The sequence below is a fragment of the Methylobacterium sp. Leaf93 genome, from assembly GCF_001422345.1.
Lineage (GTDB): Bacteria > Pseudomonadota > Alphaproteobacteria > Rhizobiales > Beijerinckiaceae > Methylobacterium > Methylobacterium bullatum.
This window is the reverse complement of sequence record NZ_LMMS01000001.1, coordinates 285,704-309,498: the sequence shown is the minus strand read 5'-3', so window position 1 is coordinate 309,498 and position 23,795 is coordinate 285,704. Positions and strand designations below refer to the sequence as shown.

The 23,795-nt window shown below is 68.1% G+C and carries 22 protein-coding genes; 8 read left to right on the top strand and 14 right to left on the bottom strand.

Features of this window, described 5'->3' with window-relative positions; translation table 11 throughout:
- Nucleotides 1–639 precede the first annotated feature (639 nt).
- Nucleotides 640–1,683, top strand: coding sequence for an LLM class flavin-dependent oxidoreductase (locus ASF26_RS01400; protein WP_056248468.1), 1,044 nt, complete (start codon nt 640–642; stop codon nt 1,681–1,683).
- A 119-nt stretch (nt 1,684–1,802) separates the two neighbouring features.
- Entirely contained in the window at nt 1,803–2,360 is a 558-nt protein-coding gene (locus ASF26_RS01395) for a TetR/AcrR family transcriptional regulator (RefSeq protein WP_056248465.1), read from the top strand.
- Between the two features lie 12 nt (nt 2,361–2,372).
- Here the strand turns inward: ASF26_RS01395 and ASF26_RS01390 are convergent, their stop codons facing one another.
- Both ASF26_RS01390 and ASF26_RS01385 read right to left on the bottom strand, forming a co-directional pair.
- Nucleotides 2,373–3,536 carry a dimethylmenaquinone methyltransferase gene (locus ASF26_RS01390; RefSeq protein ID WP_056248462.1) on the bottom strand — a complete coding sequence of 388 codons (1,164 nt, stop codon included), beginning with the start codon at nt 3,534–3,536 and terminating at the stop codon, nt 2,373–2,375.
- 161 nt (nt 3,537–3,697) lie between these two features.
- Complete coding sequence (locus ASF26_RS01385) at nt 3,698–4,828, bottom strand: mechanosensitive ion channel domain-containing protein (RefSeq protein ID WP_056248458.1); 1,131 nt, start codon at nt 4,826–4,828, stop codon at nt 3,698–3,700.
- Nucleotides 4,829–5,278: 450 nt separating this feature from the next.
- On the opposite strand from ASF26_RS01385, the gene ASF26_RS01380 reads away from it, so the two are divergent.
- Both ASF26_RS01380 and ASF26_RS01375 read left to right on the top strand, forming a co-directional pair.
- Nucleotides 5,279–5,569: a NepR family anti-sigma factor gene (locus tag ASF26_RS01380; RefSeq protein WP_056248455.1), complete on the top strand. Its 291-nt coding sequence runs from the start codon at nt 5,279–5,281 to the stop codon at nt 5,567–5,569.
- On the top strand, nt 5,569–6,144 hold the full coding sequence (locus ASF26_RS01375) for a sigma-70 family RNA polymerase sigma factor (RefSeq protein WP_056249723.1): 576 nt from the start codon (nt 5,569–5,571) through the stop codon (nt 6,142–6,144). Before ASF26_RS01380 ends, ASF26_RS01375 begins: the two co-directional genes overlap by 1 nt.
- 54 nt (nt 6,145–6,198) lie before the next feature.
- On the opposite strand, the gene ASF26_RS01370 is transcribed toward ASF26_RS01375, so the two are convergent.
- The 3 genes from ASF26_RS01370 to argH form a co-directional block, all read right to left on the bottom strand.
- Nucleotides 6,199–6,864, bottom strand: coding sequence for a hypothetical protein (locus ASF26_RS01370; RefSeq protein WP_056248451.1), 666 nt, complete (start codon nt 6,862–6,864; stop codon nt 6,199–6,201).
- A 199-nt stretch (nt 6,865–7,063) separates the two neighbouring features.
- Nucleotides 7,064–7,387 carry a hypothetical protein gene (locus ASF26_RS01365; protein ID WP_056249718.1) on the bottom strand — a complete coding sequence of 108 codons (324 nt, stop codon included), beginning with the start codon at nt 7,385–7,387 and terminating at the stop codon, nt 7,064–7,066.
- Nucleotides 7,388–7,503: 116 nt separating this feature from the next.
- Nucleotides 7,504–8,901, bottom strand: a complete 1,398-nt coding sequence (argH, locus tag ASF26_RS01360) for an argininosuccinate lyase (protein WP_056248446.1) — start codon at nt 8,899–8,901, stop codon at nt 7,504–7,506.
- Between the two features lie 54 nt (nt 8,902–8,955).
- Between argH and ASF26_RS01355 the strand changes: the two genes are divergently transcribed.
- The 3 genes from ASF26_RS01355 to ASF26_RS01345 all read left to right on the top strand — a co-directional run bounded on the left by ASF26_RS01355 (nt 8,956) and on the right by ASF26_RS01345 (nt 11,284).
- A complete protein-coding gene (locus tag ASF26_RS01355; protein ID WP_056248443.1) occupies nt 8,956–9,594 on the top strand; it encodes a TlpA disulfide reductase family protein in 639 nt (212 codons plus the stop codon).
- Nucleotides 9,595–9,637: 43 nt separating this feature from the next.
- On the top strand, nt 9,638–10,804 hold the full coding sequence (locus tag ASF26_RS01350) for a hypothetical protein (RefSeq protein ID WP_056248438.1): 1,167 nt from the start codon (nt 9,638–9,640) through the stop codon (nt 10,802–10,804).
- Nucleotides 10,805–10,999: 195 nt separating this feature from the next.
- Complete coding sequence (locus ASF26_RS01345) at nt 11,000–11,284, top strand: hypothetical protein (protein ID WP_348271065.1); 285 nt, start codon at nt 11,000–11,002, stop codon at nt 11,282–11,284.
- A gap of 10 nt (nt 11,285–11,294) precedes the next feature.
- On the opposite strand, the gene murJ is transcribed toward ASF26_RS01345, so the two are convergent.
- A complete protein-coding gene (murJ, locus tag ASF26_RS01340; RefSeq protein WP_056248433.1) occupies nt 11,295–12,824 on the bottom strand; it encodes a murein biosynthesis integral membrane protein MurJ in 1,530 nt (509 codons plus the stop codon).
- A gap of 317 nt (nt 12,825–13,141) precedes the next feature.
- A complete protein-coding gene (locus ASF26_RS01335) occupies nt 13,142–13,741 on the bottom strand; it encodes a superoxide dismutase (protein WP_018041792.1) in 600 nt (199 codons plus the stop codon).
- Between the two features lie 238 nt (nt 13,742–13,979).
- On the opposite strand from ASF26_RS01335, the gene ASF26_RS01330 reads away from it, so the two are divergent.
- On the top strand, nt 13,980–14,951 hold the full coding sequence (locus ASF26_RS01330; RefSeq protein ID WP_056248430.1) for a hypothetical protein: 972 nt from the start codon (nt 13,980–13,982) through the stop codon (nt 14,949–14,951).
- A gap of 7 nt (nt 14,952–14,958) precedes the next feature.
- Here the strand turns inward: ASF26_RS01330 and ASF26_RS01325 are convergent, their stop codons facing one another.
- The 7 genes from ASF26_RS01325 to ASF26_RS01295 form a co-directional block, all read right to left on the bottom strand.
- Nucleotides 14,959–16,719: an HWE histidine kinase domain-containing protein gene (locus ASF26_RS01325; RefSeq protein ID WP_056248426.1), complete on the bottom strand. Its 1,761-nt coding sequence runs from the start codon at nt 16,717–16,719 to the stop codon at nt 14,959–14,961.
- A 151-nt stretch (nt 16,720–16,870) separates the two neighbouring features.
- Nucleotides 16,871–17,608, bottom strand: coding sequence for a tRNA (guanosine(46)-N7)-methyltransferase TrmB (trmB, locus tag ASF26_RS01320; protein ID WP_200925868.1), 738 nt, complete (start codon nt 17,606–17,608; stop codon nt 16,871–16,873).
- 3 nt (nt 17,609–17,611) lie between these two features.
- Nucleotides 17,612–18,790: a methionine adenosyltransferase gene (gene metK / locus ASF26_RS01315; protein WP_018041796.1), complete on the bottom strand. Its 1,179-nt coding sequence runs from the start codon at nt 18,788–18,790 to the stop codon at nt 17,612–17,614.
- 139 nt (nt 18,791–18,929) lie between these two features.
- Entirely contained in the window at nt 18,930–19,352 is a 423-nt protein-coding gene (locus tag ASF26_RS01310) for a helix-turn-helix domain-containing protein (protein ID WP_056248423.1), read from the bottom strand.
- Nucleotides 19,353–19,948: 596 nt separating this feature from the next.
- Nucleotides 19,949–21,133 carry a GNAT family N-acetyltransferase gene (locus tag ASF26_RS01305; protein ID WP_056248419.1) on the bottom strand — a complete coding sequence of 395 codons (1,185 nt, stop codon included), beginning with the start codon at nt 21,131–21,133 and terminating at the stop codon, nt 19,949–19,951.
- A 103-nt stretch (nt 21,134–21,236) separates the two neighbouring features.
- Nucleotides 21,237–22,529: a hypothetical protein gene (locus ASF26_RS01300; protein ID WP_056248414.1), complete on the bottom strand. Its 1,293-nt coding sequence runs from the start codon at nt 22,527–22,529 to the stop codon at nt 21,237–21,239.
- 6 nt (nt 22,530–22,535) lie between these two features.
- Complete coding sequence (locus tag ASF26_RS01295) at nt 22,536–23,687, bottom strand: glycosyltransferase (protein WP_056248410.1); 1,152 nt, start codon at nt 23,685–23,687, stop codon at nt 22,536–22,538.
- Between the last annotated feature and the right edge of the window lie 108 nt (nt 23,688–23,795).

Sequence of the window (23,795 nt, the reverse complement as noted above, 5' to 3'; positions counted from 1 at the left end):
TGTCGCGTTGCGATGGAAGTCGTTCTGATCGGAGCAGTGGTGTTTGGGGCTATGTCCTTGGTTTAAACCTAGGATCAGACCTCATCTATATGTTGATTAATCTATGAATTTGTTGCTTATATTACTTTTATAAATCTGATATATGTTTGTATTAACATGGATATGGCTAGAATATATTAGAATGACGATCAATCGATATTGATTAGTGATCGAGGATGCGGCGGCCGAGCGCCATCCGATCGGTCTACCTGAGACCGGGCTACCGTTCTGCACCTCTCGACGACGGCAAGCGTCGCCGGCTTGCCGGCAAGGAGCCGGGAAACAATCGTCCGCAAAAGCACTGAAATTCAAAAAACCATTTTCTTGCGAACGTGTAACTCGTCTCGCTAAGACATGCCACGTCAACGTGGTTCCTCATCGGACGGGTTGACGATCCGCAGTCGAGACCAAGCTTTCGTCGTGGCTTGATCTGGGTTTCGTTTCGCGCCGGACCGCTTTTTCCGTTCTGGAGACGATGATGACCGACGACACGCCGCGCGTCAGGCTGGACGCCGATTGGCCGCCGCCGGCCCACGCCTTCGTCCGCTGGAGCGGCCGGCGTTATACGAGCCCGCCCGTCGAGAGGGTGACGATAGGCCCATGAGTGACGCACCCCGCTTCGGGATCTGGGCGGCCGTCCACGGCTCGCGCGCGTCCCACCACGATCCGGACGAGCCGGACGATGCCAGCTGGACGCGTAACCGGGCTCTGGTGCTGGAGGCCGAGGCGCTCGGCTTCGACGCGGTCCTGGTGGCCCAGCACACGGCGAACCCTTACGACGACGAGCGCGACCAGTTGGAAGCCTGGACGGCCTCCGCTGCGCTCGCCGCCCTGACCTGTCGCATCGAGATCATCGCGGCGATCAAGCCAGGGCTCTACCATCCGGTCGTGCTCGCCAAGATGGCCCTGCAGATCGAGCATGTGAGCGAAGGGCGCTTCGCCCTCAACCTCGTGAATGCATGGAACAAGGCCGAGTTCGAGCGGGCGGGCCTGCCCTTCCCGGCCCATGACGAACGCTACGCCTATGGCCAGGAATGGATCGGCCTCGTGGACCGCCTGATGCGGGGCGAGCGCGTGACCCATGCGGGCCGGCATTTCCAGGTCGAGGATTACCAGTTGCGCCCGGCCGGGACCTTCCGGCCTCGCCCGACGATCTATCTCGGCGGCGAATCCGAGCCGGCCCGCGCCCTGGCGGCGGAGCGGGCGGATGTCTGGTTCATCAACGGACAGCCTCTCGACGACGTCAAAGCCCTGATCGCGGACGTGGCGCGCCGCCCCGCCGCCAACGCGCCCCTGCGCTACGGCCTGTCGGCATTCGTCATCGCCCGCGAGACGGATACCGAGGCCCAGGCCGAACATGCCCGGCTCCTCGCCCTGGCGCGGCGTGACGAGGGGCTGCGGAATGCCACGAGAGCCCGGACCGATGCGGCGAGCGTGATGTTCGCCAAGACCGACGCGGCAGCGACCCAGCATGTCGGCACTAATGGCGGCACGGCGGCCGGGCTCGTGGGCAGCTACGAGACCGTCGCCGCGCGCATCCGCGCCTTTCATGAGGCCGGCATCGACCTGTTCATGCTGCAGTTCCAGCCGTTCGAGGCCGAGATGCGGCGCTTCGCCGAGCAGATCTTATCGCGCCTGCGGTGAGCCCGTTGGACGGCGGGTGAGGTGGCGACCCTCATCGTCCGTCCCGGGGGTGTCACGATGTCTCTTTTGCATGAGGACGATCATCTATATATCGGGACGTCACGCAGGAGGATCTCACGATGCCGAAGGTGTCACAGGCGCAGGCCAAGCTGAACCGGCAGCGGGTCGTCGAGGTGGCCGCCGCCCTGTTCCGCGAGCGCGGTCTGCACGGCGTCGGCGTCGCCGATATCATGGCCTCGGCGGGTCTGACGCATGGCGGCTTCTACGGCCAGTTCGCCAGCAAGGAGGCTCTGGCGGTCGAGGCGTTCGACCTGGCCGCCAACCAGAACTGGCGCCCCGACGATCTCGACGGATGGATGGCTGGTTACCTGACCCTCGGTCACGTTCGAAATCCGGGGGTCGGTTGTCCGCTGGCGGCCATGGTCAATGACGTGTCGCGCGAAGCGCCCGGTTCTCCGATGCGGGCGCGGTTCCTCCATGGTGCCCGCGACCTGATCGAGCGCATGACCGGCCTGCTTCCTGCGGCCCTGGCCAAACGGCGGCGGCAGCGGGCCTTGGCGAGCCTGTCGCTCATGATCGGAGCCGTCGCCCTGGCCCGCGCCATCGACGACGACGAGCTCAGCGAGGAGGTGCTGGCGGCTGCCCGCGGCGTCCTCACCACGGGCAAGGTCGGCTGAGGAGGCGCCGGTTCAACCCTTCCAGGCCTTGAGCGCCGCGAAGGGGCTGGAGGCCGGATCGGGCTGGGGCGGGTTGAGCACCGGCTCCACCTGGGAGACGGCATCGGCCAGGGAGAAGGCCGATCCGGCATTCAGCTTGCCGCCGGCCGCATCCTTGTGGCCGCCGCCACGGAACTTGCGCGCGCCGTCCAGCGCCGTTTCGTTGTTCGAGCGGAACGAAAGCGACCCCGTGCGCTGGACATTGACCACGCGGGTCGCCCTGCCGCCCTCCATCACGAGGTCGGACACGCGCTGGAACATGCCGGAATCGAGGCCGAAGGAGAGCAGCGTCCCATCCGAGAGCCGCTGGAACAGGGCATCCGACCGGGCGAGCGCCCGGGCCATGCGCATGCGGGTAGTGAGGGTCGGGTCGTCCTGAGGCTCGTCGGCCAGGAGCGCATCCACGAGGCGACGCCGGGTCGCGGCGATCTCGGCCTCGACGCGGGCCGGCGATGCCCCCTCGCGCAACAGGGCGGAGACCGCCCGCAGCAGCGCGCTGATGAAGCGGTCATGCCAGGGATGACCCACCGGGATCAGGGTCGCGACGTTGTCCCAGAAGATCTCGTCCAGGGCGAGGCCGCCCCGGAAGGTCGGGCGCTCCTTCTTCCATAGGTCGAGGGCGTCGACGGCGGCGACAAGCGTCTCGAGTTCCTCGGTCGTCCCGGCCTCGACCTCGCGTGAGGCGTAGAGCTCCCGATGTTCGTAGGCGAGGCGGGTGGCGCAGCGGTCCTCGTCGATGAGGACGATCACGTTCGGGTCGGCGAGTTCGACCTTGGTGAGGCCTGGTCTCTCCGGCACGGGCGCGAGGGTGAGGCCCTGCTCGCGCAACTGGTCGAGGGAGGAGGCATGGTGGTCGAGCACGATCAGCCGATGTCGGGCGGCCTCGTCGCGACGCAGGTTCATGGAAGTGAACCGGGTGATGAAGGTGACGGCCACGGCCTCCAGGCCGAGATCCGTCATGATCAGGCATTCGGGCGCCTGGGCGCGGGAGAGCCGCTTCAATTCCGCGTCGACCACGGGGCCGACATCGGCATAGCGCGGGATATGGACGATCCGCGACACGTCGAGGAAGGCACCGACGATGGTCGAGGCTCCGTAGCCGTCGAGGTCGTGGTGGGTCAGCTGGGTGACGGTCAAGGTTCGTCCTCGTGGCTCGGGTCTTCCGCTCGCCTTATGGGGCAGACCGACGGCCTCGGCGAGCCATACCACCGGGGATCGGGTGAAATTCCCCGGCGGTTGTCTAGGCGTGATCGCAGGTTTTGGGCCGCAAAACCGGTGGCCGCTTTTGCGAAACCTGCTCAAGCCGCGCGGCGTGGCCTCTCCGGTTCCTGCCGGTCGAGGGGGGCGGCCTCCGCCTGCATCCATTCCGCCCGCTGGCGCGGCAGGGCACCCGGATATTCCATCTGCAGGAAGAAGATCATCTTCTCGCGCACCTCGCAGCGCAGGTCCCAGGCCTGCGGCGCGTTGCGGGCGCTCACCAGCATCCTGATCTCGATGACGCTCTCCTTGGCGTCGGACACCTGGAGATTGACCACGTTGCGGTCCCAAAGACGCGACTGCGCCGCGATCTCCGAAAGCTTCGCCCGCATCGCCTCCACCGGTGCGCGGTGGTCGACATAGAGGAAGACGCTGCCGATGAGCGAGGCGCCCTCGCGGGTCCAGTTCTGGAACGGCTTCTGGATGAAGTAGGTCAGCGGCAGGACGAGGCGGCGCCAGTCCCAGAGGCGGATGACCACATAGGTGGAGTTGATCTCCTCGACCCAGCCCCACTCGTTCTCCACGATCACCGCGTCCTCGATCCGGATCGGCTGCGTGATCGCGATCTGGATGCCTGCCACGAGGTTCGAGAGGACGGGCTGCATCGCCAGGCCCAGGATAAGTCCCGCCGCCCCGGCCGAGGCGAGCAGGCTGACGCCGTATTGCCGGACCGGTTCGAAGGTCATCAGCGCGATCGAGATGGTCAGCAGCGCGACGAGCGTCACGCCGGCGCGCTCCAGGATGCGCATCTGGGTGAAGTGCTTGCGCGCGAGAAGGTTGTCCTCCGCGTCGAGCTTGAACCGGCGCAGGTAGATCACCGTCGCGATATGCAGCGCGGTGGCGCAGCACCAGCCGGCCAGCGCCACGAGCGCGACGACGAGGATCTGGTTGAGGACGATCCGCACTTCCCATGAGAGGGGTGCGGCAGACGAAGCCGCCGTGACGGAAACGATCAGCAGCGCGAGACGGCTCGGCCCATGCGTCCGCGAGACCAGGGAGCGCCAGAACAGGCTCCGATCCGCCACTGCCCGCTGCATGGCGCGGAACACGACGCCATGCAGCGGGAGGACCACGGCACAGCATCCGGCGACGAGAGCGAGGGTCTGCGCCCACCAGGGTAGCCACGTGAGCCAGCGGATCGCATCGCCTGCAAGCGATTGGATGATCGGCATCGGACCTCCTGTATCAGCAGGGCCAATGATCCCGTGGGATGGCGGTTCCGCGCCGCACGGGCAGCCCCGTGCGGTGCACAACCGTGCGATACCGAAGGGACATCCGAGGTCGCAAATTCATATTTCCGCTCGATTTCAGGCGGCGCGATCGATGCCCCCTTACGCTGTTTCGAGGGTCTTAAACCGTCAGGATTCGCAAATCGGTCGGGCCGGCCTTCGTAATCCCCGCGCGGGGCACTGTTCTCGTTCAGCATCCATCCAGATTTGCAAATGTAGTGTGGATCTACGGCTCAGCTTGTCCTGACTGTGTTTCCGTACGAAATCTCTTTCGACACATCGAATCACGCGAGAGACGCTGCTTTTACAAGCTTAAAGGTTTCTGAATACATTTTTCAGAACGCGTTAAAGCGCTCGTCACTAGGACCGACACCGACATAACGGTGGAGAACCATGACGATCGACGCCAGCGATATCCACAGCCCTTTCGAGGTGCAGGACGCGGGGAAGCGGGCCTCCGGTTCCCACGCCGCCGGCGGCGAAGCCCCGTCTCCCGAAACGGGAGACTTGGCCTGCCCCGCCGTGGCCGGGGCGCGAGCCGGCATGAACACGGAGACCCGGCGCCGGATCGGCCGAAACCTCCGTATCCTCTACGGCGACGTCCTGAATCTGCCGCTGCCCGACCGGTTCGAGGCCCTCCTCACCGAACTCTCGGCCAAGCCTGCTTCGCGGGAGACCTCATGATGACCAGCCTCCTTCATCCCGTCGGAACGCCCGCCGGCGCCGATTCCGAGATGCGCGATCTCCTGCTCGGCGCGATCCCGGCCCTCAGGGCCTTCGCCTATTCGCTGACCTACGATCTCGACCGCAGCGACGACCTGGTTCAGGACACCCTGGTGCGTGCCTGGACCAAGGCGGACAGCTTCGCTCGCGGCACGAACCTGACGGCGTGGCTGTTCACCATCCTGCGCAACCTGTTCTATTCCGAGCAGCGCAAGCGCAAGCGCGAGGTCGAGGATGCCGACGGTGCCCATGCCGCCCGGTTGACCAGCCTGCCCGAGCAGGAGATCCGGGTCGAGATGCGGGAGTTCCAGGCCGCCCTCGACCTGCTGCCCCTCAGCCAGCGCGAGGCCCTCGTCCTCGTGGGCGCGCAGAGCTTCACCTACGAGGAGGCCGCCGAGATCTGCGGCGTCGCCGTGGGGACGATGAAGAGCCGCGTCAGCCGCGCCCGTGGTCGACTGATCGAGACTTTGGGCATGAACGGCACCGAGGATATCGGGGCCGACGCGCTCACGCGGGCGGCGCTGGGCGGCGCCTGACGCCGCCGCGCCGGCCTCCCGTAAAGGCGGGCGCTCGTTTCGCGGAAAGTGCCCTTACTTGCACTCCTCGCGGGCGCGCTTCATCGCGTCACCGAAGCCCGCCAGCGCGTACTCGTCGCTGGTGGAGGTGCCGCGCATGGACACCGTCTTGACCTGGACCTTCGCTAGTTTGGCCATCTCGCCGACGAGGCGGGCTTCCTCGGACGGGTTCTGCAGCCAGGCGTTCTCGTCCTTCACCACCAGGCCGTATTGCGAGGTGCCGAGGCTCAGGGTCGGATCGGAGGCGGCGGTGGCGTTGGCCTTTGCCTGGCTGGCGGCGGGCTTGGGCGGGAAGCCGAACATCACCGCGACCTCGTTCTGGACGTTGTCGCTCTTGCGGATGGTCACGAACAGGTAGGCGGTGTCACGCTTGAGGGTCTTCGGCGAGCGGGCCTGGGGCTGGGCGATGGCGTAGCAGGTGCGCGACTTGCCCTGGCCGTTGGCGAAGACGTTCCAGTCCCCGAAGATCGCCACCGGCGTCGCCTGCTGCATGCCCGGCGCGCTGACCGCCTTCTTCCTCTCCCGCCCGCGTCCCCGGGATTTCGCCGGAGCCTCGGTCTCGGCGGCGGCCTCCTGTTGCGCCATGGCCGGCGAGAGGCCGGTGAGATGGGCCGGACCGAGGATCGGCAGGACAGCCGCCGTGGCGCTGACGACGAGAAGGCGGCGGAGAGGATGCGGCATCGTGTTCAGGTTCTCGAATACGAAAGAAAGGCCGCCGGCAGCGCGCGCGGTGGACCTGCGTCGTCAGCGGCGGCTCGGCGGCGTTCGTCGTGGTGTCGACACATGCTGCCAAATTGTCCGGAATTGCGGCGGGACAGCATCCCGCCGGACCGGATCGAGCATCGGGGCCGCGCGCATGAGCCCCGCAGGCCCGGACGGTTCAGGCCGGGTGTGCCTCCGGTCCGAAGGTCGATCCGGCGAGGATGGCACCCATCGCCACCCCCACTTTCGGCGGCTCGGCGACCGCCACGCCGACCGTCGACAGATCGGCGATGGAGGCCGCCACATGCGGTGCGGTGGCTGTCGCTTCCATCACGTCTCGGACGGGCAGGGCGCGGGGCTTCGGGTCGTTGTAGGGCGTATTGTAGCATTTGCGGATCGATGCCCAGAAGGCCGCGCGGTCCGCCTCAGGCAGATGGGCCAGAACGGCATCGATCAACGTGGTGGCTTCCGCCGCGAGGGCGGCGGTGTCTTCGGTGTTCATCCAACTCTCGACGGGCATCGACATCTCCGGCGTGCTTGGTCCGAGCTTTAGGCAGGATCACATAGCTCGACCGTGAACGCATCCGCTCCGGCCGAGCTTTTTTGTCGCCCTGTGAATCACGCCGCTCCGGATGGCGCGTCGAGCAGCGCCAGCCAGCGCGTGGCCTGCGCCCTCACGTTGTCCGGCGCGGTGCCGCCGTAGCTGGTGCGGCTCGAAACGGAATTCTCCACGCCCAGCACCGCATAGACCGCATCGGTGATCCTGGGCTCCGCCTCCCGCATCTCGGAGAGCGACAGTTCCTCCAGCCCGATCCCCTTGGCGGAGGCGGCGCCGACGAGGCGGCCGGTGACGTGGTGCGCCTCGCGGAAGGGCAGGCCGAGCTCGCGCACCAGCCAATCGGCGAGGTCCGTGGCGGTGGCGTAGCCGGAGCCGGCGGCGCGGGCGAGCACGTCGACGTTGGGCTCCAGATCGCGGACCATGCCGGTCATGGCGGCCAGACACAGGGAGAGGGCCTGCAACGCGTCGAACGTGCCTTCCTTGTCCTCCTGCATGTCCTTGGAATAGGCCAGCGGCAGGCCCTTCATCACGATGAGCAGGCCGGTCAGCGCGCCGATGACGCGGCCGGACTTGGCGCGGACGAGCTCGGCCGCATCCGGGTTGCGCTTCTGCGGCATGATCGACGAACCGGTGGTATAGCCGTCCGACAGTTTCACGAAGTTGAATTGGGCCGAGGTCCAGACCACCAGTTCCTCGGCGAAGCGCGACAGGTGCACGGCGCAGATCGAGGCGGCGGAGAGCGATTCCAAGGCGAAGTCGCGGTCGGCTACGGAATCGAGGGAGTTGGCGGTGGGCCGGTCGAACCCGAGCGCCGCCGCCGTGGCATGCCTGTCGATAGGGAAGGAGGTGCCGGCCAAAGCCGCCGCTCCCAGGGGGCACTCGTTCAAGCGGGCACGGGCATCGCGAAAGCGGCCACGGTCGCGGGCCAGCATCTCCACATAGGCGAGGCAATGGTGGCCGAAGGTGACGGGCTGGGCCGATTGCAGATGGGTGAAGCCCGGCATCACCGTGGCGGCGTGCGCCAGCGCCTTCTCGGCCAGGGCCCGCTGCAGGCCGGCGGCCTGCTCGTCCAGGCTGTCCAGGGTGTCGCGCACCCAGAGCTTCATGTCGGTGGCGACCTGATCGTTGCGCGAGCGGGCCGTGTGCAGGCGCCCGGCGGCGGGGCCGACGATCTCGGTGAGGCGGCTCTCGACGGACATGTGGATGTCCTCGAGCTCGCGCTTGAACACGAAGCCGCCGCCCTCGATTTCCGCGCGCACGGCCTTGAGACCGTCCTCGATCGCTGCCACATCGGCGACAGGCAGGATGCCCGCCTTGCCCAGCATCGCCACATGCGCCAGCGAGCCGCGGATGTCCTGGGGTGCGAGGCGCTTGTCGAATCCGATGGAGGCGTTGATCTCCTCCATGATTTCGGCGGGGCCGCTCGCGAAGCGCCCGCCCCACATCCGGTTGCTCATGTCGACACTGTTCCTCTCGGCCGCCCCATCCACCCGTCGGGCGACGCAACGATGATGCCCGGAGCCAAGGCGACCCTGGCTGCGGGAGCCGTCGTCGTCCTGATCGCGGGCGGTCTCGCCGTATACGGGACGCGTCCGACCGGCGGCAACAGCGAGGCGGTGGCCGAGCCGTGCCGTGGCGCAATCGAGACGATCGCGCGCATCGCGCCCCACGCCCGTGGCGAGGTGGCGGCCATGGAAGTCGCCAAGGTTCCCCGCCCCGCCCCGGACCTCGTGTTCAAGGGGCCGGACGGCACCGACCGGACGCTCGCCCAATTGCAGGGCCGTCTCACGCTGGTGAACCTGTGGGCGACTTGGTGCGCCCCCTGCAAGGCCGAGATGCCGGCCCTGGACCGGCTCGAGCAGACGCTGGGGGGGACGGACTTCACCGTCGCGGCGATCAATGTGGACACGCGCAATCTCGAGAAGCCGCCGCAATGGCTGAAGGAGAACGGGATCGGGAACCTTGCTTACTATGCCGATCCCGGCGGGCGGGTGCTGCCGGCGATGCAGAAGGCGACCGGTTCGCTCGGCCTGCCCACCACGATGCTGGTGGACGCCAAGGGCTGTATCCTCGGCGTGATGAAGGGGCCGGCCGATTGGGGCAGCGAGGATGCCAAGCGGCTGATACGCAGGGCGCTCGGCCGCGACTGATCTCGCCGCTTCACGGCGCGACCGCCAGCCGGGAGGAAGAACGATGCGCCTGTTCGTAGGTCTTCTGGCGGGGCTGCTCGGCCTCGCGCCCGCCTGCGCCGCCGACGCACCGCCCTATCTTCTCGTCGGGCTCGACGGAAAAACCTTCTTCCTACCCGAGGGCGGCCGGAACGGCCCCAATGGCCGGGATGCGCTGGCCATCGTCGATGTCAGCGACGAAGCCCGCCCCCGCCTCGCTCACGTTCTGCCCCTCGACAATTCCGTCTATGGGCCTCCCACCAACCTGCAGATCACCCCCGACGGACGGCTCGGCCTCGTGGCCAGTTCGGTGCTCATGCGGCAGGAGGGTGAGGCCTGGTACGCGCAGGCGGACGACCGGCTCCACGTGATCGACCTCCTCGTGGACCCGCCGCGTCTGGTGGAGACCATCCGCGTCGGGCGCCAGCCCTCGGGCCTCGCCATCGCGCGGACAGGCGATGTCGCCCTCGTGGCCAACCGCGAGGGCCGCAGCGTCACGATCCTGTCGATCGCGGGGACGAGCGTGCGCGCCGTGTCCACCGTGGATGTCGGCGACGAGGCGGCGGCTTTGGCCATCGCCCCGGACGGGCGCCGCGCGTTCGTGGCCAAGAACAAGGCCGCCAAGGTGGGGGTCCTCGCCCTCGACGGCGCCAAAGCCACCTACGATCCCGCCCTCGACCTTCCCGTCGGCCCCGGCATCTATGGCCTGGAGGTCACGCCCGACGGGCGTTTGGCGCTCGCCGCCAACACCGGCCCCGAGCCCAGCGACGGCCATGCCGACAGCGTCAGCGTGATCCAGGCCGATGCGCCGCGCCCGGTGGTGATCGATCATCTCGGCATCGGCGATACGCCCGAAACCCTGGCGATCTCGCCCGATGGCCGGCACGCGGCGGTGGCCGTGGTGCGCGGATCGAGCGCTCCGGCGAACGCCCCCGGCTACACCCCGACCGGAGCCGTGGCGCTGCTCACCATCGATCCGTCGGGGACCGTCCGTCGCACGGGAGAGGCCGAGGCGGGAGCGGTGACGCAGGGCATCGCCTTCAGTCCCTCGGGCGCGCATGTCTATATCGGCAATTACGTGGACCGAACCATCGGCGTCTACCGCATCGAGGGAGACGCGGTTCACGATACGGGGTTCAGGCTGAGCCTGCCCGGCCAACCGGCCTCGATGCGGGGACGGGCAGGGCGGTGACACTGCCGCGGCCGCAGGCGCTCGCCCGATCTGATCGGCCTTGTCAGCCGGGCGGACGGCATTAATCCCCGCATCGTCGGCAATTTAATTCTGGAACTCCCGCCACTTAACGCCGGTTTCGGGTTCGATGCTGGGACGGCCCGCCAGCCGAAATCACGGGCCGTGCGGGAGCGTCGGCGCTACGATGCGGAGAGGATGATGCAGGGACGATACAAGGGTTCGGCGCGACCGGGACGTCACCGTCGCGTGCTCGCCGCCATTCTCGGTCTGTCGTTCCTCATGGCCCAGCCCGAGGCTTGGGCCGCCGTCACCGGAACGGGGGGCGGTCCTGAAACCACCGTCACGGCGCCTCATACGTCGACCACGGGCCAGACTGTACCGCCGGGTGCGGCCGGCGCCCCCATCGTCGATCCCAGTGAACGGACCGACCGCCAAAAGCAGTTGGACCGCGTCCTGAACGGGATCTGCCAGGGCTGCTGATGCGAGAGGATCAGGCCCGGCGCAGGCGCAGGCCGAAGGCCCGCAGGGTCCCCAGCAGCAGGGCGGCGTAGATGAGGGCGCCGACGAGCCCGAGAAGCCCGAGCACCACGATCTCGCGGAAATGCGGCAGGGCCGGCACCGACCGTTCCGCGATCGGAAGGCCGTAGATCGCCGTGGCGGCGAGGGCGGCGCAGGCGACGACCACGCCGATGACAGTGATGCCGAGGCCCCGGCTCGGCGCCGTCCAGCCCCGGCGCCAGGCGAGCCCCACGAGGAGCGCGAGGTTCAGCCACTGGCTAAAGGCGGTGGCGAGCGCCAATCCGGTCACCCCATAGGGGCCGGTGAGCACGATCTTGAGCGCGACGTTGAGGGCGATGGAGGCCAGCGAGGCGATGAGCGGCGTCATCGTGTCCTGGCGCGCGTAAAAGCTCGCCACCGCGCTGCGCACCAGCACCACAGCGGGCAGGGCGAGGCCGTAGGCGGCGAGCACGGAGGCCGCCCGCGCGGCATCCTCGGCGCTGAACGCTCCGCGCTGGAACAGGGCCGTCATCATCAGGCCCGGCAGGGTGAGGAAGGCGATAGTGAAAGGGGCCGATAAGGCGAGGGAGAAGCCCGCCGCCCGGTTCTGCGCCGCATGTGCGCCCGGCACATCGCCCTTGGCGATCCGCCGGCTCATCTCCGGAAGCAGCACCGTCCCCGCCGCGATGGCGATGACGCCGAAGGGCAACTGGTAGAGCCGGTCGGCGTAGTAGAGGGCCGAGACCGCCCCGGTGGGCAGGAAACTCGCGATGATCGTGTCCGCGAAGGAGGCGATCTGAAACCCGGCTGCGCCGATCACCGCCGGACCCAGCACCTTGAAGAACCGCATCATCGCTGGATCGCGCAAGGTCGGTGCCCCCAGCTCCGGCGCGATGCCGGCGCGCCGGCATGCGAGCCAGACGAGCCCGAACTGCAAAATGCCGGATACGGATACGCCCCAGGCTGCGGCATGGGCGGCGTTCGGGAAGAACCCCGTCAGGGCCAGGGCCACCAGCATCGAGAGGTTCAGGAGGACCGGCGCCCCCGCCGCCACGGCGAAGCGCCGGTGGGCATTGAGGATGCCCGACAGCAGCGTCACCAGGGTGATGAAGAGGAGGTAGGGGAAGGTGATCCGCGTCAGTGCGACGGCGAGGTCGAAGCGCAGGGGATCGTCCGAGAAACCCGGTGCCAGGGCCCGTACCACCCAGGGCATCGCCGGCAGGGCGACGGCCAGGAGAACGATCTGCGTGAGCAGCATCAGGGTGAAGACGCGGGTGGCGAAACGCTTGGCCGCCCCGTCCTCGCCGGTCTCGGAGAGGCCGGCATAGGCCGGGACGAAGGCGGTGTTGAACGCCCCCTCGCCGAAGATTGCGCGGAAATGGTTCGGCAGCCGGAAGGCAACCACGAAGGCATCGGCCACCGGGCCGGCACCGAGCACGGCCGCCATCACCACGTCGCGGGCAAAGCCGGTGACGCGGGAAACCAGCGTCCAGCCGCCGACGGAGAGGATGCTGCGGATCATGAATGCTCGGAAGGGTGACGCGAAAACCCTCCCCCCTCTGCGGGGGAGGGTGCCTGCGGAGCAGGCGGGAGAGGGGGCGACCTCTCCGGATAGGGCGCTCCCCTCTCCCGACCCGCTTCGCGGGCCACCCTCCCCCGCAGAGGGAGGAGGGACTCGTGTACGCTGGAAACGGGATGGGAAATGGCCGGGCCGCCTCTGTCGGGGCCGGCATCGGCCGGCTCGGCGTATCAAGAGCCGGTTTTCCCGGTAACCTCAAGGACCCGCACACAACAACGCCGCGGGCCAGAAGACCCGCGGCGCGACCGTGAGAGTGAAGCTTACTTGGACGCTTCGCCGTAGAGCTTCTCGACGTATTCCCAGTTCACCAGGTTCTCGATGAACGCCTTGAGGTAGTCGGGGCGGCGATTGCGGTAGTCGATGTAGTAGGAGTGCTCCCACACGTCGACGCCGAGGATCGGCTTCGCGCCGTGCACCAGCGGGTTCTCGCCGTTGGGGGTCTTCAGGATCGCGAGCTTGCCGTCCTTGACCGCGAGCCACGCCCAGCCCGAGCCGAACTGGCTGACGCCAGCCTGGATGAAGTCCGCCTTGAACTTGTCGAAGCCGCCGAGATCTTCGTCGATCTTCGCGGCCAGGGCCGCCGGGGCCGCGCCGCCGCCATTGGGCTTCATCCAGTTCCAGAAATGGAGGTGGTTGAAGTGCTGGCCGGCATTGTTGAACAGCGGCTGGTTGGTACCGTAGGACGCCGTGACGATCTCCTCGACGGTCTTGCCTTCGAGACCCGTGCCTTCGAGCAGCTTGTTGCCGGTATCGACATAGGCCTTGTGGTGCTTGTCGTGGTGGAACTCGAGGGTCTCCTTCGACATGTAGGGGCCGAGCGCGTCGTAGGCGTAAGGCAGTTCGGGCAGGGTGAAGGTCATCGGCAGGTCTCCCGGGTCTGGTGGCACAGGATGGCGGGTCTCGCTCCGAGGGATGCGAGGGTCGCGCCGTCATCCGGCCAACGCGTTCGTACCTAAGTCGCTCCTCCGCCAAGGGCAACGGGCGTCCGATATCGAACGGTGAACGGGGATTTCTCCACGGATCGATTTTGCAAAACCCGGGCCGGGCCTTACTGTGCGCGCCGCACTTCCTACGTGCAGGCGTCATCTAGAGAGTTCCATGATCCTCGCGCTGTTCGCGCTCGCCGTCGTCATGATCGTCGGCGGCATTGCCTCCGTCGTCCAGGGCTTCCCCTATGTCAGGCTGGAAAGCGGATGGACGATGACCATCGCGGGGGCGGCCACGGCCTCGTCCGGCGCGCTCCTCCTCGGCCTCGCCGTGGTCGCCACCTACCTGAAGCGCCTGGAGCGGGTCCTTTTGGAGCAGGGGGCCGGGCTCGGCGTCGATCCTGCGGTGTTCGAGGCACGGGGCCGGATCGAGCCGCCGGAGCTCGGCGCGGCTGATGGGGCGGAGGAGGCGGTCTCCCCCGGGCGGCAGCGCCCGAGCGCGGTGGGGCTCGCCGAGCCGAGGCTCCCGTCGCCGCCCCGTTTCGCCGACGAGGCCGCGCCCGCATTGCCCCTCGGCAGCGACCCGGCATCGCCCCTCCTGCCGGATCTCCTGCCCGATCCGCCGCCGCCCCCCGTCGAGGACGCCCGGCAGAGCCCGATCCGCGCGCTCGAGCCCGATCCCGAGGCGGCACCGGCGCGCCGGATCAAGCCGAACAAGCCGCCGCGGGCGGTCAAGCCGACGGCCATGGTCGATACGGTCATTCCGGCACCGGAGCCCGCGCCCATTGTCGCGGACGCCCCCCCGGCGCCAGTCGCGGTGCCTCCATCGCCGCCTCGCGAGGCCGATCGGGAGGAGCCCCTGGGCCTGCGATCGTCCGTCGTGGATGAGCCGGAGCCTACGCCGGAGCACGTGCCCGCCCCGCCGCCGCCGCCCGAGGAAGCCGATCCGGCCGCGAGCCCCGCCAAGAGCGGTCTTGCGGTGGTGGGCACTTACGCCTCCGGTGGCAACACGTACGTGATGTACTCGAACGGCTCCATTGAGGCGGATACGCCGCGCGGCCAGTTCACCTTCGATTCCCTCGACGAGCTCAAGGCCTTCGTCGAGGCGGGCGGCGAAGAGGGGGCCGCCCGCGGCGCGGCGTGACGCTCCGTCAGGCCAGCGGGTTCAGCCCCTCGGTCCGGGCGGGCAGCGGCGCCGTCATGGTCAGGCGAAACCCTTCGGGCGGATAGCTCGTGGCGATGTCGGCACGGACCTGGGCCGTGAGCACGCGCTGCAGCAGGCGTGAGCCGAAACCCTGGCGGGTCGGCGGTCGCACCGGGGGCCCATCGGATTCCGACCATTCGAGATGCAGCGTCTTGCCGCCCGCATCCTCCGTGACGTTCCAGGTAATGGTGACCCGTCCCTCCTGCGTCGAGAGCGCGCCGTGTTTCGCCGCGTTGGTGGTCAGTTCGTGGATCGCCATGCCGATCGGGACCGCGATCTCGGAGGCGAGGTCCACCGGTGGCCCGTCGAGGACGATCCGCCTCGCGCCCGGACCGTCCGAGGCACCGTCGCCATAGGGTCTGAGCTCGTTCTCCAGGAGGTTGCGCAGGGAGGCGGTCTGCCAGGTATCCTCGGTGAGGACCGAATGGGTATGGGCGAGCGACATGATCCGCCCGACGAAAGCCTCGTAGAAACTCTCGATGCTCGACGCCGTGCGGGCGGTGGAGCCGACGATGGCCTGGACGGTCGCCAGAGTGTTCTTCACCCGGTGGTGCAATTCGCGGATCAGCAGGGCCTGCCGCTCTTCGGCGATCCTGCGTTCGGTCACGTCGGCGACGACGCCGATGAGCCTGCGGGGGAGGCGGTCGGGGGCGTCGCTCTCGAAACGCCCGGCCATGTCGATGATGCGCCACGCGCCGTCATGCGCGCGTTGGATGCGGCCGCTGGCCTGAAGGGTGGAATCCTCGCGCAGAGCCGTCGAGATCGCCCGGCGGAATGCGGGGCGGTCGTCGGGATGGAGGACGGTACTCAGGAATTCGCGCTTGCCGAGTGCCCCCTCCTCGGGGCGACGCCCGAAGATCGCGAACATGCGCTCGTTCTCCCAGACGGCCTGATCGTCCAGCATGTGCCATTCGAAGATGCCGAGTTCGGCCAGCGACGTGGCGATGCGCAGGCGCTCCTCGCTCTCGCGGAGGGCGTCGCGCGCGCCCACCCGCGTCGTCACGTCCTGCAGCACGCCCACCACGATTCCGGACCGGTCGCCCATGGCACCGATCGCCTGCCCCCTGGCACTGACCCGGATCTCGATATCGTCGCCCGCGCGACGCAGGCGGGCCTCGATGGCGAAGGGGGTGCCGGCGCGCATCGCCGCACGGGCGGTCGCCTTCACCCTCTCCACCTCGGGTGCCTCCATCAGGCCAGCGACCTGCGGCCAGGTCAGTGACGTACCGGGAGGGAAGCCGAGGATATGGGCCGCCCGCCGCGACACTCTGAGGAGCCCGTCCGCGAGATCGATCCGCCATTCTCCGAGCCCGGCGGCGGTGAGGGCGGCGCGGTTCTCCTCCGAGCGCACGATGTCGTCGGCGTCGACCCGTTCCACTACGAAGGTTCGAAGGTGGCCCTCATCCGTGGCCGCCGAAGGTCGGATGCGGACGTCCAGGGGCGTGCCGCTCGTGGTGGTCCAGCGCCGGATGCCGGCGAAGAGCAAGTCGGGATCGTCTCCGAACACGGTGACGGGTTGGCCCGGTAGGCTTCCGGCTTCGTATCCGAGCAGGGTCGTCAGGAACCGGTTGGCATCGTAGATGCGATTCGTGGCGGGATCGACGATCACCAGGCCGATCCCGGCCTCCTCGAAGCCGCGCCGATAGGGGTCGGCCGGGGAGCGCGCATCCCCTGGCACTGGCGATCCTCGATCAGATCCGCTGCCCACTCCGCACCCTCACTCGGCGGCGCCCCGGACTCGTATGGGGCATCATCGCTCGATCCGGTAACCCCGGATGCTCGTTGCCTCGGCATCTGAGGTCGCAACGCTCTGCGCCGCAAGGGCTTACGACGAAAAAGCAGTGCTGGACCGCACCCGCTCAGCCGAGGCGGCGGAACTCCAGGTAGGTTGGGCCACGGCCAGCCGCGATCGCCTTGGCCTCGTAGCGGGTGCCCGGCCATTCCGGGAAGGGTCGCGTCCAATCGGCCGCCGCTTCGGCGGTCCAGTCGAGGGCGTCGCACCGGGCCGCCCGCACCAGGGTCCAGCCCGCATAATCGTCGATGTCGCTGGCAAAGCGGAAGACGCCGCCGGGCTTCAGGACCCGGGCGATCTCGGCCAGTGTCTCGTCCGAGACGAACCGCCGCTTGCGCTGGCGGCGCTTGGGCCAGGGATCGGGATAGAGCAGGTAGACGCGGGCGAGGCTCGCATCCGGAATGGCGGCGAGGAGTTGCGTGGCGTCCTCGTCCCAGATCCGGACATTGGCGAGGTCGCCGTCATCAACGGCCCGCAGCAGCTTGACGACGCCGTTGACGAAAGGCTCGGCGCCGATGATGCCGACCTGCGGGTGGCGCGTAGCCTGGGCGGCCAGATGCTCGCCGCCGCCGAACCCGATCTCGAGCCAGACCTCGTCCACCGGATGGGGGAAAAGCGCGGGCAGGTCGAGCCGCGCACCTTCCGCCGGCAGTGAGACGCGCAGGCGCGGCAGCAGATCGGCCAGACGTTGCTCCTGTCCGGCCCGAAGGCGCTTGCCCTTGCGCCGGCCGTAGAAGGCGCGGTCCGCGCCCTCGATTGCCGTCCCGCCCTCGTCGGGCGGGAGTTCATCCCGCCCGTACGCCACGGGTCAGGACAGGGCCGACTTGAGCTTGTCGGCGAGGTCGGTGCGCTCCCACGAGAAGCCGCCGTCATCCTCGGGCTTGCGGCCGAAATGGCCGTAGGCGGAGGTGCGGGCGTAGATCGGCTTGTTGAGGCCGAGGGCGAGGCGGATGCCGCGGGGAGAGAGGTCGAGGGCATCCATCAGCACGGTCTCGAGCTTGGCCTCGTCGACGGTCCCGGTGCCGTGCAGGTCCACGTAGATCGAGAGCGGCTTGGCGACGCCAATGGCGTAGGCGAGCTGGATCGTGGCGCGGGTGGCGAGGCCGGCGGCAACCACGTTCTTGGCGAGGTAGCGCGCGGCGTAGGCTGCCGAACGGTCGACCTTGGTCGGATCCTTGCCCGAGAAGGCGCCGCCGCCATGCGGTGCCGCGCCGCCATAAGTGTCGACGATGATCTTGCGGCCGGTGAGGCCGGCATCCCCGTCCGGGCCGCCGATGACGAACTTGCCGGTGGGATTGACGTGCCAGACGGTCTCCTCGCCGACCCAGCCCTGGGGCAGGGCCGCCAGGATGTAGGGCTCGACGATGGCGCGCACGTCGGCGGAATCGAGGGTTTCGTCGATGTGCTGGGTGGATAGCACGATCTGGGTGACGCCGACCGGACGGCCGTTCTCGTAGCGGACGGTGACCTGGCTCTTGGCATCGGGGCCGAGCTTGGCCGCATCGCCCTGCTTGCCCTTGCGGGCGTCGGCCAGATCCTTGAGGATCTTGTGGGCGTAGTAGATCGGCGCCGGCATCAGCTCGGGCGTCTCGTCCGAGGCGTAGCCGAACATGATGCCCTGGTCGCCGGCACCCTCGTCCTTGTTGCCGGACGAATCCACGCCCTGCGCGATATCGGCGGACTGGGCGTGGAGGTGGATGGCGATGTCGTTGTTCTTCCAGTGGAAGCCCGACTGCTCGTAGCCGATGTCCTTCACCGCTTCACGGGTGAGGTGCTCCAGGTGCTCGAAGGTCACGGAATCCGGGCCGCGCACCTCGCCCGCGATGACGATGCGGTTGGTGGTGGCCAGGGTCTCGACCCCGAGGCGAGCTTCCGGCATCGCAGAAATATAGGCATCCACGATGGTGTCCGAGATCCGGTCGCAGACCTTGTCCGGATGGCCTTCGGAGACCGACTCGCTGGTGAACAGGTAGTTGGAACGCGGCATCTGAGGCCCCCCGGTTTCGGGTTCGCCTCGGCAGCGTTCGACCCGGTCTTCGGAACGGAGAGCTTCTGGCACTCCCTCCTCAGGCGGTCAAGATGACAAACCGAACGTATCCGCTAAAACGAACGAATCATACTGTAGATCAGCCGTTCAGCTTCTCGTCGAGGGCATGGATGGCGGCGGCGAATTCGCGGCGGTTGGCGTCCGAGAAATGCTCCGTCACGTGCTTGGCGACGACATCGACGAGACCGCTCCACGCGGCCTGCGCTCCATCCCGGGGTACGAAGGCCTGCTGGGGTGCCTCGCTCAGCCCACGGGGCGGGGCGTCGTCGCTACGGTTCATGCCATCGAAGAAGTAATCGATCGGCATGCCGGTCATGCGGCTTAGAATCTCGAGATGGATCGCGCTGATGCGGTTGATCCCCTTCTCGTACTTCTGGAGTTGTGCCGCAGACATGCCGAAGCTCTGGGCGACACGTTTCTGGGTCAGGGCCGATTTCTTCCTTTGCTCCGCGATGCGCATGCCGACATGGACATCGCGTGCATCGGTCTTTTGCCCAGCCATGTCAGATCCCGTCCAGTCTCATGAGCTTTGCCGCGCACCTTGCCCTCGGGCAGATCCTCGACGCTCATGCTTCTTATGGTCGCTGTTTCTTCCACGTTCCCTTGTTCAACCCAACCCGAAAAAGACGGCACGGCCGCACAATTCCACGCCCTTGCCCGGCATTCGGCCGGCGATGAGGACGATCGGTCGAGGATGGGGTGATGGTGGCGTCCCCGGCAGGTCTCGAACCTGCGACCCCAGGTTTCATCCCACTTCGGCTTCCGCCGCCGCCCCGTGCCGGAGCGTTCGTGGTCTGGACTATCCCTTCGCCATGGATCGGTCGGGAATGACCCTTCGCGATCTTTAGGCGCCGCCCGTCTAGTCTCTACACCTTCCCCGAATGGCTCCGGGGCTTGGCTCGGGATCGGCCGGACCAGCAAGCGTGCGGGCCGTGGGCGTTCCCCGAATTTGAGCGGATCCGCCGCGTGGTTTCCCCTCGCGACGCCCAATTGAAGTTTAGGAAACCTGTGCTCTGTCCAGCTGAGCTACGGAGACTCACCAAGCGTTTCCCTAGCATCATCGGACGGGGAGGCCAACCGGCGCTTGGAGCGGCAGTTTCAGGCCACCTTGCGCCGCAGCCACCGGCGCGCCTTCTGCGCGCGGGCGAACCATTCCGGATGGCTGCGCAGCCAGACCTTCGAGGCCTCGGCTCCGGCGATCGCGTGCTTCACTAGGCGGCCGCGCAGGGTCACGACCTCGTAGAGCTCGCTCAGGTCACGGGTCTGGACGCCGAAATCGGATTTGTAGGGCATCACGCCGACGGTGAAATCGAAATAGCCGAGTCCCTCGGCGCGGGCCCAGCGCAGGGTTTCGGCGACGATGTGGAGGCCCGGCGAGGTGTTGCGCCAGGCCTCTCCCGCCATGGTCAGCAGGATGCCATGGAAGGTCCCGCCATGGACGAGGCCGTAGGCGCAGGCGATCCATTCCCCATCGACCGCCAGTCCGAACAGGCGGACCGGTCCGCCGACGAGGCCCCGATGGGCGCCCTCACGGTAGAACGCCTCCACATCGGGCCGCGAGAGCAGGTTGAACCGGCCGATCTCGGCGAAGCGCGAGCGGCGCTGCTCCACCAGCGCATCGAAGATCCGGTCGATCTCCTCGGCGCTTCGCGCCTCCACGAAGGTGACGGTGCCCGCCCGCTCCATTCGCCGGCGCAGCTTGGCCATGTCCTTCAGGGTGCTGGGACGGCACAGGCGCGCGAGCAGCGTCTCGGCGTCGCCCTCGATGGCGACGCCCGAGGCCTGCATGTCCATCCGGCTGCAGCCGGGCAGGGTGGCGAAGGGATTCGGCCGGCCGGTCACGTCGTCGGGGATGCGGCTGATCTGGATCAGGTCGGCCCGGGGGAGCACGTCGCGGATCGCCCTCCAGGCCTGGGCCATCTCGTCGGCGGAGAGGTCGATGCCGGGGGCGAGGATCGGTGCCGCATAGTCGCAGACGCCGAGATCGAGCCAAGTGATCGTCCGGTAGCCGCGATGGCGCAGACGTGCCAGGGGCACCAGCATGACCGGACGTCCGTTGGCGTCGGTCACCTCGACGATGACCGGCTCGGCCTTGGAGGCGGTGCCCAGGCGCTCGACGACGGCCGTCGCCCAGTCGAGGCGCTGATAGGCCGTGGCGGTGCCATCGGATTCGAGCCTGCTCCAGAGATGGGTGACCGTCGCCATCGTCGTGTGGAGGCGGGCGCCGTAGCGGCGGGGGGAGGCGGGGAGCATCGGTGCGGGACGTTCCGGGATCACGCTCATGACTGGGATGTCCTGGCTATCGTGGTATGGCGGAACGCTCCCGCCTGGGCGGCGGACGGGCCGCGATGGACGGCGCGAGGGGCCTCGCCGAGGGAGTGGAGGGTCATCGCCCGGGCCTCGCTTCGAGATCGCTGCTGAGTCCGGGCCGCATCGGGTGACGGGCTGAGCGCCAGGGCTTGAGCATCCACAGGCAGCCCGCGAGGACCACGACTTCCGAACCCAGGACGCCGAAGAGCGACCAGGCCGGCTGAGCCACCAGTAGCAGGCCGATCACGGCGACGGCGCCGATTCCCACGCTCACGCCCGCGATGACCGCCAGGGGACGGAATTCCTGCATCGTTTCCATCAGCACGCGCATCGGCGCGTGGATGAGCGAGACCGTGACGATGGCCCAGGCCGCCACCGCGATCAACGTCATCGGCGCCCCCGTGAACTGGCCGGCAAACAGCTTGTGCTCGATGAGTTCGAGCGCCCAGAGGATGATCACGCCGTAGGCGATGCAGCCGAGCCCCAGGAGGCCGGAGCAGATCAAGGCGAAGCGGCGGGCGAGGGCGAAGTCGCCCCGGGCGAGATGGCCCGCCACCTCGGGCTGGACCATGTTGATGAGGGCGGATGCCGAGAGCCGCAGGGGTGAGAACAGCACGAAGGTGGCGGCCATCGGCGCATAGGCGGCCGGCCCCGCCATGGCGGCCACGAGAAGGCTCTGTCCCTGGCCCTGGACGTTGGCGGTGGTGACGTTGACCAGCGACCACGACAGGGTCGGTATCATCGCCCCGTAGCGGCGGCGCACCGAGCGGCCGAGGCTAAGGCGGATCGGTTCCCGCAGCAGGGCGAGCGATGCGACGATGCCGAGGCCGTTGGCGCAGGCCAGGGCGAACAGGGTCTCGTCGAGACCGGGCGCGCCCTGGAAATGGATCATCGCCGCGGTGAAGGCGGTGCCCGAGAGGGCGAAGACCACGTCTCCCAGTCCCGAGATCGCCGGCCGGTGCTTGGCGAAGAGCGCGAGGCGAAGATAGCTGCGCAGCGACCACAGGCCGACGAAAAGGCTCCCCGCGAGGGCGTTGATGTCCGAAGTGGCCATCAGCGCCGCGCAGACCCCGGCCCCAATTGTCGCGGAGAGGATGACCGCCACCGTACCGAAGGTTACGTCGAACCCGCGCGCCGCGCGTCGTCCGGCGCGCGGCGGAATCGCGATGGTGGCCGGCACGCCGGCCAGCGACCGGATGTAGGTGAGCGCCAGTCCACCCACGAGGAAGAGAATGGCGAAGCGCCCGTAATCGTGCGGGCTCAGGCTTCGCGCCAGGACGATGTTGATCCCGAAATGGAAAGCGCTCTGGGTGACTTCGCCCCCCAGCATGAGGATGAAGCGGCGCGCGAGGCGGTTCAGACCGTGCATGACGATTCAGCTCGCCGCGACGGCGCTGGCATCGGCGCCCGCGCGCCCGCCGATGCGGGCACTGATCATCGCAACCAGCCCTTCCGCGGCGGCTTCCTCCCCGAACAGGGCCGCGTAGCGGGCGCGGGCGGCCGCCGGGAACGCCTGCCAGGAAGTCGGGTCGGTGACGATCCCCTTCAGGGCGGAAGCCAGGCTCTGCGCATCGTCGGGCGTGACGACCCAGCCGCTCGACCCCTCCTCGACCACCTCCGTCAGCCCGCCGATGCGGGACACGACGGGGGGGCGGCCATAGGCCATGGCCTCGATCGCCACGCGGCCGAGGGATTCCGGCAGGCGCGACGGCACCGTGACCACGTCCGCCCAGCGATAGAGATCGGATGGATCGTCGACGAAGGGGGACAGGCGGATGATCGAGCCGAGCCCCGCATCGGCGATCTGGCGGCCGAGCGCTTCCTCGCGTTCCGTATCCTCGAAGGCGCTGCCGACGATGCGCACGTCGAGCCGCGCGCGCACCTCCGGCGGCAGCGAGCGGATCGCCTCGACCAGGATCTCCTGGCCCTTGATGCGGCTGATCCGGCCCAGCATCAGCAGGCGCAGGGGACGCGAGCCGTCATAGGTCGAGGCCGGTGGCGTCTCGGGCCCCGCGATACCGTTATAGACCACCCGCATGGCGACCTTGGAGGTCAGCGAGAAAGCCTTCGCGGTGGCGCGGGAGTTGAACACGATGTCGGCCCAGCTCCAGCGGATCAGCCCGCGCAGCAGCTTCAGGGTAGCACCCTGCGGGATCTCGTGGACATGCACGATGGCACGACCGGGGCAGAACCGGGCGGCCAGGAGATAATCAGCCACCACGGAGGTGTTGATGTAGACGAGGTCGCTCGCGCGCAGCCGCCGCCAGGCGCGCAGCATCGCCACCGGCAGCGTCAGTAGCCCGAGGGTGGCGAGGCGCGGCAGGTCGCGGCGCCGGAGAATCCAGAGCGGCTCGAAGACGATCCGCGAAGCAACGCCTTCGAGGGCGCCCACGATGGGGCCGGTGCGGGGCAGGACGACGTCGATGACGGCGGTGGGATAAGCCGCGCGAAAGATCCGCACGCTCTCAACGAAGCTGCGGTCGGACCCGTAGAGTTCGTATCCCTGGTGGACGCAGGTGATGCGCATGCCGACTCGACCCTAATCCCAACCTGAACTGCCCCAAGATGACATGCCACGATGTTTCCAATCGTTACCGGGCAAGAACCTCACCCAGTGTAATCATGGGGCATGGTT